Origin of the sequence: Nocardia terrae, from assembly GCF_009760405.1 — a bacterium.
Classification (GTDB): Bacteria; Actinomycetota; Actinomycetes; order Mycobacteriales; family Mycobacteriaceae; genus Nocardia; species Nocardia terrae.
Window position 1 is genome coordinate 251,230 of the sequence record NZ_WRPP01000008.1, and the last position, 13,119, is coordinate 264,348.

Consider the following 13,119-nt stretch of genomic DNA (forward strand, 5'->3'; position numbering starts at 1 on the left):
GGCACGCGGATATCCCTGATAACCTGCGGCGAGACTATCCGACTTTGTTCGACCACGATGGCCAACCGAAGCCCTGGGAACAGATCGACGACGGCGGTACCACGCAGACCGACGCAGTCCACGCAGTCAAAGTCCACGCAGTCAATACGAGCCGAATTGAAACGAGCCGTGCATACGACGAGCATCGCAGCCGCCACCCTCATCGGATTGAGCCTCACCGCATGTTCACACCAGCCGGCGCGCCAGGAACCCGTTCCGCCCCCAACGATTCCGTATACCAGAGTCTGGTCCGCCGACCCCGGCATCGACCTGTTCTCCCGAGGTGCCGAACTCATCCGGGCAACCTTCGAATCAGGGCAGCTCTACGCGCAAGTCGGACATCCTTCATTTCCGGGCTACGAGAACGCACTCAACGTGCCCAAAGCCGACGCCCAGCTCGGCGACTGGTGGAACAGCGGCACGATTCCACCGAAAGCGGTCACAGACTATGCCCACATCGTCGATTTCACCGCCGACGACCACGCCGTTGAAGCCGTTGTCTGCGACTACGCTATCTCACCGGACACCGCGGTTGAGTATCCGGACCAGCTGAACTCCGCTACTCGAATTCGTCTCGAGAACACCGGCACCGATCCCGGCCGCGCCAGCATCGCGAATACGAACCCCGAGCACTACGATCCTCGGGCGCAGATGCCACCGACTTGGAACGTCTTCGGCCCCTGGAAGATAACCCGCACCGGAACCCTCAGCCTGGCCTGGCAACCGATCCCCGAAGGCTGCCTGGCCTGGTGGAAACAAGCCTTCCCCGGCTTCGCCCCCGTCGGTGACGGCGACGGCAGCCGCACCGGCCTATATCCACCTGCCAAATACATCCCACCCCACCACCCTGTGCTCCCACAATTCCCCGAATGGATCGGGCCGTCGACTGCGAGCTGACAAGCGGTTCGGACCCATGTCGCCGAGGCTCACCCGGGTTCCCGACCGGGAACCATTCCCGAACCGCAGGCGGATGGAACCAATCGTTCACTGCCGACCCATGTTCCGACGATGCGAGTCGCAGAATCGACGGGTCCCGCCGTTGGTTCGATCGATGAATGCCTCTGTACACGAGGGCTTCTCACATACCTTGATGCGTCGCCAACCGTCGGCCGCGATCAGATGGGCGAGACTCGACACACATTCCGCGGGCGATACCGCGACGTCTGTGGTTGTCAACGCCCAACCCGTGGGCGCCCGACGGACTCGAACTGTGGCTCCGGCGGCTTCCAGCATCACATTGAGAATGTCACAGGCCTCATCCAGATCACCGCGCGCCGCAGCGGACACCATCGCTCTCAGTCGCGGCTCCCTCGTCATGAGCTTCCCAAACTCCGACAGGGCGGGTTCCAATGCCGCGAAATGCGGTACAGCCGCGCACATTCGACTCACCGTGCCTTCCTTCGATTGGTCAGCCAGCGACACGCACACCCATCGACCGCGCGGTACCCGCCACGATCCGCATCGCCTTCTCGATATCCGAGGTGTTCAAGTCGGGCAGCTTGCGCTGAGCGATGCCACGCAACTGCGCACTGGTCAGCGTCGCCACGATTTCGTGGCCCGGCCGACTCGCCCCTCGCACACCGACCGCCGTCCGAATCAACGCCGATGTCGGCGGCGTCTTCAACCGCATCGACCATTTCCGATCCGGCGTGTACGTGATGACCGCCGGAATGATCTCGCCGCGATTGGCGGACGTCAGCGCGTCGTATTCCTTCTTCACCTCGAACGGCGGGATTCCGGTGGGGCCCAGCATCTTTCCGAGCTCGACCATCGAGGCATCGCCCCCGTCGAGCTGAATCGTCACACCACGGATCTGCTTGGCTGGCTTATTCGTCACCTACAGAACACTAGAAATTGACGCTACGGAAGAGTCAAGACCGAATGCCGCGACAGCATGCGCCACCGAAGCGCAACCGACGTGCTCGCAGAGCTGGACGCGCTGAATGCGGCGATCGGCCGAACAAGCTCGAGTAGCTAGGAAACCCTTCGGCCCACGCTGGCCGGGAACCGATTACCGAAATGGCGCGTCTACCAACACATATGCCCAAACCCATGGTTCAAGGAAAGGACCCGCCATGTTCGGCCTTCCACCGTTCGACCACAGCCCGACGCCCGAACCCTCCCTGACCGCGTCGCACGCCCATCGAATCATGCAGGCTCACATCCACTGCACGACGTCCGTCTGTGCGGCCAAGGCGCAGGCCAGGCGGAAACTGATCGAAACAGGAAGTCTGATTCCCGCGAATTGCCCGCACATGGGCAACTGAACCGGGCCGTGGCGAATTCTGGCGCTGACCACCTGATTTTCCTATGCGTCGAAAGCCCAGCAAAAAACGTCTGTGCAGGGTGGTGGCGGTCTCCGTCCGAGATGGAACGACCCAAAGGCAACATTCTCGAATGGGATTATCAGCACAAGACCGTCGTGACGTACAACAACCGCGGAAAGCACCTCGGTGAATTCGATCCCGAAACCGGCGTACAGACCGAGCCGGCCGATCCATCCAGGAAGGTGGAGCCGTGAGACTCGTAGTTACCGTGTTCGACAACGCTTCTGCGGGACTCGTCGAGGAGGTGGATGTAACCGCTGTCGGTCACGAAAGTGCCGCCGAACTGCTGGGAGTGCCATTCGAGAACCTCGTGTACGTACAGCCATTGAACAGCGAACAGGTCTCCGAGATCAGTCGCCGGACAGGCATTGCCTTGACAGTCGATACCGACAAACGCAGCTACTTCCTCGAAGGGCAAGCCGAGTTTCCCGGCGAGACCTGGCCGCCGGTCGATGCAGACGAGTGATGACTCCGGTGCGAGCCGCGATCTCTTTCGGAGCAATGCGATCTACATGCAACCGAGCGAATAGAGCTTCCATCGTCTGAGCGAGGAGCCCACGATTTACCAGGTCCTCCTGGCCCCCATCCGCGTCGAGACTACGGAGCGATTGCCGGCAATGCCATGACCTGGCGGCCGAACTCGTCGTCCTCGGCGAAGTACACGTCGACCCCGTATTCCAACTGGAACTGGGAGGCAACATGCTGCACGAGGTCGGCAGTCCTCCGTTTTACGGCGGGCGAGTTGTCCGACAACACGATGCCGACCAGGTACGAAGGATCGGCTGTACCGACCTGCATCAAACCAAATCGGGCCGTTCGCAATTCACCGACCTGCCGAAGCTGGTGAGAGAGCCGCTCCAGAAAATCGTCAGGCCGGTTCGAAGGCTCACCCAGCCGGACTTCCGAACCCGCCGCGACCGTCGAACCTCCACCACGAAGTGCCGCGACTCCCGACGGCGTAATCGGCAGCCCGGGAGCCGGGGCACCCAGATTCAGCGCGATACCCACCCCGGCCGGAATGAGATCGACCAGCCGGGATACCGCGAGCTCAATCCTCGGGACCTCCCCAGCGCCGAGGACAAGCTGTTCCTCCGAGGAATAGGCGGGGACAAACTGCGTGCCATCGATCGTCACCCCCGGCAGGCTGTAGGAGCCCGTCGCGCAACCATCGTCCTTAACCAGCACGAACAGAGACGAATCGCGAAGGCCCTCCAGCAGTTGCTGATTCGAGATGTCGCCCGCTTTCGCTGCCATGAGCATAGTTTCAAGCTGGTTGGCTGGGAACGTCATTACAGTCCCTTCCCGCGACCGACGATGCGTTCGAGCACCGCGAGCTTGTTCTCGAACTCGATGTTCACTGCTCGCTGCTCATCGAAGTCGGTGCGGACCAGATAGAAGTCGGTGATGTTCCGCCCTCTGGCGTAAAGCTCCGAAACGAACTCCGAAGTCTCGCGCAACGCTTGCTCATCATCCACCTCGGTGTTCGCGAGGTAGCGAGCCATTTCGGCAAACCTGTTCTGCCAGAAGAGAACATCCCGCCGCCGAGGTTCGCCCTCCAGGACGGCCAGCACGTCGGCTACAGCGCCCACGGCCTGCTCGCGGCTGCGACGGTACTGCTCGGCATTCACTTCAGAGGCCCCGATCCGACGACATCGACTCCAGGAATCTTCCATGGCTGCGGGACGAATATCTGCTCCGCCGCACCGCCGAGATGGACCCCTGACTGGTATCCGACCGGGCCAACATACACCTCGGTCCCGGCCGGGATTTTCACTGAGAACACGGTGTCGATAGGTGATTCGCCGGTCAGCAATCCGGTCTTCGGGTCGATTCACTGGAGGTTTGACCGCGCTGTCGATCGCACATTGGCCACCGAGGTGATAGGGGCTTCAGAGCCCGCCCGGAGGCTCAGATATCCAGCAGACCGAGTTCCGTCTGTGTCTCGCCCTCGGGCATCCGCTCCATACCCTGATGCGTCTTGCACCGGCCGCCGCCCGTGGCGATACCGCAAGGTTTGCCCTTCGCCGTCCGTGCCCCGCATTGCAGGGCTGGATCGTGGATATGGCACAGCCCGGACGGTCCCGCATCTGTGGGACAGGGGACCCCCGCCTTGGTGACGGCTCGACACCGACCACCGGCCACCTTGGCGGGCGGGCGGACAACGCGCTCCCGCCGAATCCGCTGACCCGGCTGCTCCTCGACCGCACCCGCCTCACGCGCGCCGCGAACGGCCAGCCGGTCCGCCCGTTCATTCTCCGGATGCCCGGCATGCCCTTTCACCCACTCCCATTCGACCTCGTGCGGCGTGCACGCCGCCACCAACCGCTGCCAGAGGTCGGCGTTTTTGACCGGTTCCTTCTTCGCGGTCACCCACCCATTGGCCTGCCATTTCCGCACCCAGGCGGTGATGCCGTCGCGCACATAGGTGCTATCGGTGTAGATCCGAACCGTCGAGGGGCGTGTGAGCCGCTCCAGCGCCTCGATCGGAGCGGTCAATTCCATCCGGTTGTTGGTCGTAGGCCCCGAATCCCCGCCGTAGATGTCTTTTTCGTGCCGGCCGAACCGAAGTACGGCACCCCACCCTCCCGGCCCAGGATTCGGACTACACGCGCCATCGGTATAGATCTCGACGTCCATGATCACAAGGTTAGCGTCGATGCACCCGAAGGTGATCGGACGGGACACACCGACACAGCGTCCCATTTGACCGATTCTGCCATATCGTTCTACACAGGTCATCCGCGTAACCCGTTGCTGCTCAGCCTCTTTCAACAGACACGTCGGATCCGTAGGCTCGAGCAATGCCGAAACCGCACACAGCCCTCGCCGACTCCTGGGCGGACTCTCACATCTTCAGTACCGCAGCACCTTTCGCAGAGGCCGGCAAGACAGCGTCAACGTCCGAGCAGGCTGTGCAGAGCGGCTGGTACCTATTGCGATTCCGCGACGACACCTTCTACGTGGGCGAGTCGGTGAACCTTCGAACGCGGATGTCCGGACACGACGCAAAGTGGGGCGAGGAGATCGCGACTGTACGTTTTCGAGTCCAGCTCGCTTCCAAGCAAGAACTGAAGCGACGCGAACGGGAACTCACCCGCGAACTCGAGGCACTCGGGGTGCCACTCCGAAATGTGCTGAACACCAGAATCGACACCGGCCGCGACGCCCTCGACGAGCTATTGCCGCCCTCCGATCAGAACAGGTGGCTGCTTGATCCCCGCGGGTTCAACCGCTCCGATCGAACTCCGTTGAAATCGATGGCGGCGCAGGAGATCCGGTATTCCACGGCAGCACGGCGCTATCACGAGAAGGCTGAGGAACCCGCGGTAACGACCCTACTGCGGACGTTCCTCGAAGCCTGCGTGCCAGCGCCGCGGGCGACCGAATTCCAATACTGGTCGGTCAGCACCGGAACCTACAGTGGGCGTCGTCGATTGTGCGTCAGCGTCGGAAAGATGGAGGTCCTCGTCTTGAACGACGACCTGACGGGGTTCGTGAACGCACGCTGGAGTCTGGTCGCACCGACAGAGCGAGCCGAACGGGAATTCCGTCGCCGTCACCCGGATATCGAACTGGTCGACACAACCTACGAGGACAGCGGCAGCGACAACATCCTGCTTTACGCTTCAACCCTGGAGTCGCTGCAACGAATACTCGACGACCCGCAGGTCACCACCGCCGCCGCACAGCTGGTCTTCGACGTCATGCAGAAGCGGTTCTGTCAGTACACCCGCTACCACTGCCCTCAAATCGTGCAGTCGGTCTATCCCGAGTACAGCAGGCCCACAACCGAAGTCGAGGATCACACCACCGCCGTCGAGGTTCCCACGCTGTTTTATGCCGAAGCCGACGAGGTGCCAGAGGATGATGCTGCGATCGATGGGAGTGAGCATGACGGCGAAGACGCCATCGACGTCATCTGCTACTGGATCGTCACTCCAGGGCCGAAGAAGCTTCGCCGCAACCAAACTGCCGACTTCCTAGCTGACGGCGAGTGGCGCATGGAGCCCAACCCCCGTTTCGAACACAAGGTGGCCGACATGCTCCCCGGCGAGCGGATCGCTGTCCAGACCCGACGCAACGTCGCCACCGACGATGTTCCCTTTGACCGCCGGGGAAACCTGGTGTCCGTGATGGACTTTCATCTCACGGGCACCATCACCCACAGCCCAGGGGACGGCTCCTCCGTAAAGGTGGCGTGGGATCCGGCGCCCGCGGTGCCTCGACGGTACTACCTCTACACCAGCACAGGACACCGTCTGGGTGCTGACCCGCGGCCAGAACCCAATCTGGAACGACCTCATCGCATTCGCCTTCGACGGCAACCCGCAGCAGAACATCACGGCGCTCCGCAACGCCGGATTCTGGGCCGCCCGTTTCGGCGACAGATAAACGTGACCGTCCCGATCAAGAGATGGCCAGGTTCTCATGGAACCCAACCCATTCCAGGCGCTCGTCCGGCTGAAGTGCGACCTCGCCCCATTCCACGGCGTGCAATCCGCTGGCAGAGCTGCGGATCGCGACGACGACCAGCCTGGTCACAGCAGGGTCGTTCATGACACTCTCCGCAATCTCGACGAGTCGCTTTTCATCCTCGGTGAGATCCGGGTCCGGTAAGCCGATATCGAGCACTCCTTGCACCGGCCGCGGCAGGAGATTCGCCACTGCGAGGCGGGCCTCGGAAGTCCCGAATCGACTCGAGCCCAGATCATCTTCGGGATGCCGCGAGTGCCGCCAAGGGTACAGCGCAACGCCATTCACGACGGGGACCTGGTAGGGAGCCCGACCGGGTCGCACAAGCACCGCTCCGGGTAGCTTGCCGAAATCGGCGAAACGCTCGCTGATTCCGGCATGGAACTGCCCGTAGACGGACTGGGACTGATGCCCGCATGCCTCCTGCGCGGCCGAGGAGGCGAGATGCTCGGCCTCGACCATTCTTTCCGATCTCGTCGCGTATCCGCGGACCGTAAGTGCCGAACACCTGTATCGACCAGAGACGACCATCGGTCATCGTCGCTCCTTTCGGAACCCCCGACTTCGACGGTAACGCCGGCTTTGGAGACCCGAAAAGCGCGCGGCCCCAATCGAATTCATAGTGTCATGCACGTTCGCATCGATATGGAGGATTCGAATTGGGAGCGAACGCAGCGAGTCGAGCGGCAGTTCAATAACCATAAAGTGGATAAAACTGATCGGTTGGTCCTTTATGCCCGGCGAGAGCCGTCGGCTCAAACGTCCAACAGCACGATCAGATAAATCCCCCTGGATTGCAGTGATGCCGGTTGTAAGCTGCTCTGTTGTCAATCGGGAGGCGGGGAAATGACATCAGCAGGGCAACTCGAAGCGAAGGCACTGCGGGCCACGGTCGGGCTCGTCGACTACCTTTCAGATCTAACCGACTCGTCGGCACGAAAACCACTGCGGGACATCATCAACGATCAATCCGGTGCAATCGAGAAACTGCTGTGGATTGAGGAGTTCCCACCCGGCATCAGCCTGGATCCGGACTCCGACGATCTATTGCTGATAATTCACCCGATACCGAAAACTTCGCCGCCGAAGTTGCCGAACGAATTGGTCGGTTGGGTGGATCCGTCGTCGATCAGGAAAGTGGACGGACCGGAACCCAAACTCCGCGACGACTCCGAAAGATCGCCCATAACAGACCAACCGGACGCCTCAATCGGACGCGCCTTCGATGGCTGGCTGCGACAGTGGCGGTCCTGGGCCGAGGAAGAGCGGCTCTTGGTCCACCGTCGCGCACTGTACGAGAGCCTCGAAGCCGCGGCAAAGTCCATGGAGCAGCGAGACGACGAATATGAGTTCGTACTGGCGATTGGCCTGGTGACAGTTCCCGCAGAAGGTGACAGCCGATGTCGGCATCTGCTTACCGAACAAGTGCTTCCAACGCTGGACCGGACCGGCACGATCCGACTTTCCCGCCCCGGCAAGCGCCGGATCGAAGACCGGGAGATCTTCGAAGGGCTCGACGTCTACCACCCGGATCGAGGCAAGACGGCCAAAGCCGAGCTGCAGATTGCCGACGAGTCCGTACTGACAACCAAAACGATCGACGGGATGCGCGAGTGGCTGGGTCTCGCCATCGACGAGATCTTCGAGCTCGAAGAAACACGCAGCCAGCCATCGGATTTCGTCTCGAATCCCCGTTTCGCGCCGGCGCCGGCGCTGATCCTGCGACGCCGCAGTCAGGAACGGATCGCTGAGGCCTATCGCCGGATCGGCGAAGCCCTACGACAACCTGGCGCGGAGGTTCCGGTGGCTCTGGCGCAGATCGTCGTCGACACCGAGCGCGTGGACCGCGAACGCTGGCTCGATCAGCAGGGCGCGGTGCGAGGCGACGTCCTCGGACACGATCCGCTGTTCCCGTTGGCAACCAACGACGAACAGTTGCGGGTACTGGATCTGCTGCGGACGGAGATCGGTGTCGTTGTCCAGGGACCTCCCGGTACCGGGAAGACCCACACGATCGCCAACTTGATCTCGGCCCTGCTCGCGCAGGGGCAGCGGGTGCTGGTCACCAGCCAGAAGGATCAGGCGCTGCGGGTTCTACGAGACAAGATCCCGCCCGAGCTCCGGCATTTATGTGTCCTGCTCACCGGTGGAAGCAAGGACGCGTCGGTCGAGTTGCAGCAAGGCCTCGACGCGCTGTCCACCGCCATCGCCTCGACCGATGCGTCGTCCCTGGCCGCCGAAGCACGCCGACTGTCCGACCGGCGGATTGAGCTCAAGGCCCGCAATGTCGTATTGAATGCCGAGATCAGCGACCTTCGCTCTGATGAGTCGAGGGTGTACGAGCCGGTCGTCGCTGGATGCAGCGACCGCTATCGGGGGACCTTGTCCGAGATCGTGCACGACGTGAAAGCCGATGCGGTATCCCATGATTGGATGCCACAGGTGCCCGAGTCGGCCGGTGATTCCCCGCCCCTGTCGCCCTCGGAATGGACTGAACTGCGTCGCCTGCTAATCGATGGCCTGCTGCCCGACCGCAGGCCGCACGCCGCGCAGGTGCTGCCGCCGGCCAGCGAATTGCCCAGTGTCGCGGAGCTCACGAACCTCGTTGCGGCCGAGCGTGAATCGGCGACCGATGTCGGGACAGAGCTCGACGAGCACGCCGCTCTCCTCGGACGGCTCACCGACGACGATCTGTCGCAGCTGCGTCTCGCGTCCAACCACATGTGGGAGCTGTTGCACCGCTATGGGTTGGCAGCGCAGGTATCACCCGGGTGCCAGTGGGTGGCACGGGCGGTCGACGACCGTCTGGGCGGGAGGAATGTCGGGCTGTGGACCGGCCCGCTGCAGAGCATGCACGAACCGTCCCGATTGCTCTCGGCACTCAACGCCATCAATGCCGCCGGCTACGTGATCGACCTGCGTGCACCGATCAGCTACCAGTACCTCGGCGCGGCTCGTGCGTGCCTGCAAGGCGGTTCAGCGCTGCTTGCATTCCTGGACGGCGGCGGAAAGCTCAAGACCCGTTTCGCATCCAAGCCGCAGAAGGATGCACAGCCCTTCCTCGATTTGGTCGTAGTCGACGGCCGGGCGCCCGACTCACCGGAGACACTGCGCGCAGCCCTGGATCGGGTGCACGCCGAGATTTCCGCGATACAGCTGAGCCGCAGCTGGTTCGAGTCCGGAATCCCGGTGGCGGCGGGTGTGCAGTTCGCCGCTCAGGCCAATCAGATCCTTCATGAACTCGCCGAGCACGCGCGGATGCTCGGCGCGATCGGAGAAATCCATCAGGCGCGAGATCGAATCGCGGAAATCGTTGGCAGGTACTCGATTCCGCTGCCGCTGTACGACATCGCCTCGATCCGTATGGTTTTGCAGTCCGTTTCCGGTGCGGAGAAGCATGCACAGCTGACCCGCGCGAAACGTCGGATCGAGCAGGTCCGGACCGACATCACTGCTCTGGCGTCGGCACCGAACGCATGCATCGAGCTGACGCACGCGGTCGACGCCGTCTCCCGGCGCGATGTGCAGCAGTACGCCCAGGTGATCGAATCGCTCGATGGCTTGCGGACCCAGCAGATCCGGGAGCAGCGCGCAATTCAGCTCGAGCGGATGCTGTCGGACACACATCCCAGACTGTTGACCTTGCTGCACACGACTTACGCGGACCCGGTGTGGGAAGACCGGGACATCGCGGCGGCCTGGGCCTGGTCGAAGGCACAGCGTTTCGTGGGCCTGCGCCGGACCGCCGAGCATGAACACGAACTTCTCGACGAGTACGAGGCAAACGAATCCGAGATCAAGATTCTGTCGGCACGCCTGGTCGCGATCGAGGCGCAGGCCGCATGCCTGCGACGGTTGACCGACGACCAACAGCGGGCTCTGAATGCCTACCGCACCCACATGTCGAAGATCGGTGCCGGAACCGGCCGCAAGACAAGGGAATTCCGGAAGGCTGCGCGCGCCGCGATGACCAAGGCACAGGACGCGGTGCCGGCGTGGGTCGTTCCGCTGCCCAACCTGCTGGACAACATCGAGGCGGACCGCAATCGATTCGATGTCGTCATCGTGGACGAGGCGAGCCAGGTGGGCATCGAGCACCTGTACCTGCTGTGGATGGCCCCGCGCGTGATCGTCGTCGGCGACGACAAGCAGTGCACGCCGGGATCGAGCACGCTTGGCCTGCTCGATCAGGTTTTCGCGCGCAATGATGAACACCTCGCGGAGGTCGATGCCGATATCCGGACGATCCTCACCCCGCGGTCGAACCTGTATGAGGTGCTGTCGGCTCGTTCGGGTAAGGACGCCCTGGTGCGGCTGCGTGAGCATTTCCGCTGCGTCCCCGAGATCATCAACTGGTCGTCCAGGCAGTTCTACGACGATGGATCCGGGCGCGGCGGGCTGATCCCGCTGCGGGAGCGGCGACACGACGCGCTGCCGCCGCTGCGGGTCACGAAGGTCGAAGGCGGTTACACCGAGGGCCGAGATATCCGGCGGCGCAATCCCATCGAAGCCAAGATGCTCGTCGATACGCTCGTCCGGTGCCTCGACGATCCGGCGTACGAACGCAAGACCTTCGGCATCGTCGTCCTGCAGAGCATGAAATCCCACATCCAACTGCTGGAGAACCTGGTCAACGAATCGATCTCGCCGGAAGTGCGTGAGATCCGCCAAATCCGCGTCGGCACCGCACCGAACTTCCAGGGCGACGAACGCGACGTCATCTTCCTGTCGATGGTTGTCGCGGACTCACCGCGGATGATCTCGTCCGAGATCTACCGGCAGGCATACAACGTCGCCGCGACCCGCGCCAAGGACCAGCTGTGGTTGTTCATCTCGGTCGGGCAGGACCAGCTCCGGCCGGGTTGCCTTCGAGCGTCCCTACTCGGTTACATGCTCGATCCACCGTCGGTGTTCGGGGACTCGCTCTCGGTCGACGAAGTGTCCGAGCACAAGCGCACCCCGCCGTTCGAATCCCTCTTCGAGCAAAGGGTTTTCCGCATTCTCCGATCGCGCGGATACCACGTCGTCCCCCAGTACCCGGTCGGTTCGCGAAGGCTGGATCTCGTGGTCGTCGGCGACAACGGGCGGATCGCGGTCGAGTGCGACGGCCACTACTGGCACACCGACGTGTCCGCGCAGGCGAACGACGCCCGGCGGGACCGCGAACTGTTCAGGATGGGCTGGACCACGATCCGCATCCGGGAAAGCGAATTCGAATTCGACCCCGAGCAAGCAATGATCCCGGTCTGGAAGGCACTGCAGGACAAGGGAATCATGCCGGGCACCATCGACGGCGACAGCCGCGCACCCTGGCAGCCCTCAACTCTCGCTGATGAAGACGAATCCGACGAGGAAGGGACGCTGCCATGACCGAGACCATCCCGACAGTCCAACTCGACGAACGGGTACTCGAACACCTCGCCGTCCTGATCTGCGGCGAAGACGGAGACCCGTACTACCGAACCGCCAAGGAGCTGGAACGGTTCTTCAAGGCCGCCGGACTCCCCAACGTCCCGGAATACGAGGGCTACCGCAAAGACTGGACCATGGAACGCCTGAACGAGATCGGCAACGACTCGGACAGCCTCCGAAAAGTGCTGCTGCGCTTGGCCGATCGCCGCGAATACATCGACAACGACGAAGGCTACACCGCGGTCATCGAAGAGCTCGACTCCCTACTAGCCATGGAATCCCTCCAAATCATCGAAGAACAGGGCCGCCCCCACCTGGTCGAACGCTCCACCACCACTTCACGTCTCGCCTCAAAGGCCCCCGCCGAACTAACCGCCAACATCTCCGACATAGTCACCGACACCGTCTTCGCCGGCCAACTCCGCGACCGCCTCGACGAGGCCTACACCTGCTGGCACTCCGGCGCCCCCACCGCCGCAATCATCCTCCTCGGCAGCGTCCTCGAAGGCGTCCTCTACGACGTAGCCGTCAACCACACCGACACCGGCAAACAACCCACCGACCACCTCCAAACCCTCATCGCCCGTGCGCGAGACGAAGAGTGGATCGGCCGCGACGTCGCTGACTACGCCGACGTCCTCCGCAACCACCGAAACCTGGTGCACCCCAAGAAGCAATGGAAGGAGCTATACCGCCCCGAGGACGACCTCGTCCGCATCGCGTGGAATGTGGTGGTCGCGGCGCTCAACGACCTGGCGGCTTTGCGGTAGCCGAGGGCTCCCTGCTGCTGCGAGGCAGGTCGGAAACGGGAAACAAGATCGATAAGCGCTTCCTCGCGGTATTGTTTTCGCCAGTGCACCAACGTTTT

Annotated in this window: 9 protein-coding genes and 2 pseudogenes; 6 read left to right on the forward strand and 5 right to left on the reverse strand. The window is 62.7% G+C overall.

Annotation, left to right across the window (positions count from 1 at the left end; translation table 11 throughout):
- Positions 1-207: 207 nt before the first annotated feature.
- The gene (locus tag GPX89_RS34285) at positions 208-936 is read left to right on the forward strand and encodes a hypothetical protein (RefSeq protein ID WP_157391845.1); all 729 of its coding nucleotides are present in this window, start codon (positions 208-210) and stop codon (positions 934-936) included.
- Positions 937-1,023: 87 nt separating this feature from the next.
- Here the strand turns inward: GPX89_RS34285 and GPX89_RS46340 are convergent, their stop codons facing one another.
- Both GPX89_RS46340 and GPX89_RS46060 read right to left on the reverse strand, forming a co-directional pair.
- Positions 1,024-1,419, reverse strand: coding sequence for a CGNR zinc finger domain-containing protein (locus GPX89_RS46340; protein ID WP_407939520.1), 396 nt, complete (start codon positions 1,417-1,419; stop codon positions 1,024-1,026).
- Positions 1,420-1,447: 28 nt separating this feature from the next.
- The gene (locus GPX89_RS46060) at positions 1,448-1,876 is read right to left on the reverse strand and encodes an uL11 family ribosomal protein (protein WP_328602632.1); all 429 of its coding nucleotides are present in this window, start codon (positions 1,874-1,876) and stop codon (positions 1,448-1,450) included.
- A gap of 502 nt (positions 1,877-2,378) precedes the next feature.
- Here GPX89_RS46060 and GPX89_RS34300 point away from each other — a divergent pair.
- Both GPX89_RS34300 and GPX89_RS34305 read left to right on the forward strand, forming a co-directional pair.
- Positions 2,379-2,560 (forward strand): annotated as a pseudogene (locus tag GPX89_RS34300) (colicin E3/pyocin S6 family cytotoxin).
- Positions 2,557-2,832, forward strand: a complete 276-nt coding sequence (locus tag GPX89_RS34305; protein ID WP_157391847.1) for a DUF7683 domain-containing protein — start codon at positions 2,557-2,559, stop codon at positions 2,830-2,832. The pseudogene GPX89_RS34300 and the gene GPX89_RS34305 overlap by 4 nt, the downstream one beginning before the upstream one ends.
- A 131-nt stretch (positions 2,833-2,963) precedes the next feature.
- Here the strand turns inward: GPX89_RS34305 and GPX89_RS34310 are convergent, their stop codons facing one another.
- From GPX89_RS34310 to rnhA, 3 genes and pseudogenes are all read right to left on the reverse strand, one after another.
- Complete coding sequence (locus tag GPX89_RS34310; protein ID WP_157391848.1) at positions 2,964-3,656, reverse strand: enhanced serine sensitivity protein SseB C-terminal domain-containing protein; 693 nt, start codon at positions 3,654-3,656, stop codon at positions 2,964-2,966.
- Positions 3,656-3,994, reverse strand: a complete 339-nt coding sequence (locus GPX89_RS34315) for a hypothetical protein (protein WP_157391849.1) — start codon at positions 3,992-3,994, stop codon at positions 3,656-3,658. The genes GPX89_RS34310 and GPX89_RS34315 overlap by 1 nt, the downstream gene beginning before the upstream one ends.
- A gap of 544 nt (positions 3,995-4,538) precedes the next feature.
- A pseudogene (rnhA, locus tag GPX89_RS45040) lies at positions 4,539-5,003 on the reverse strand (ribonuclease HI); the annotation flags it as partial.
- Between the two features lie 164 nt (positions 5,004-5,167).
- Here rnhA and GPX89_RS34325 point away from each other — a divergent pair.
- The 3 genes from GPX89_RS34325 to GPX89_RS34335 all read left to right on the forward strand — a co-directional run bounded on the left by GPX89_RS34325 (position 5,168) and on the right by GPX89_RS34335 (position 13,021).
- Positions 5,168-6,925, forward strand: a complete 1,758-nt coding sequence (locus GPX89_RS34325) for a GIY-YIG nuclease family protein (RefSeq protein ID WP_157391851.1) — start codon at positions 5,168-5,170, stop codon at positions 6,923-6,925.
- Positions 6,926-7,685: 760 nt separating this feature from the next.
- Positions 7,686-12,209 carry an AAA domain-containing protein gene (locus GPX89_RS34330; protein ID WP_157391852.1) on the forward strand — a complete coding sequence of 1,508 codons (4,524 nt, stop codon included), beginning with the start codon at positions 7,686-7,688 and terminating at the stop codon, positions 12,207-12,209.
- The gene (locus tag GPX89_RS34335) at positions 12,206-13,021 is read left to right on the forward strand and encodes a DUF4145 domain-containing protein (protein WP_157391853.1); all 816 of its coding nucleotides are present in this window, start codon (positions 12,206-12,208) and stop codon (positions 13,019-13,021) included. Before GPX89_RS34330 ends, GPX89_RS34335 begins: the two co-directional genes overlap by 4 nt.
- The last annotated feature ends 98 nt before the right edge of the window (positions 13,022-13,119 follow it).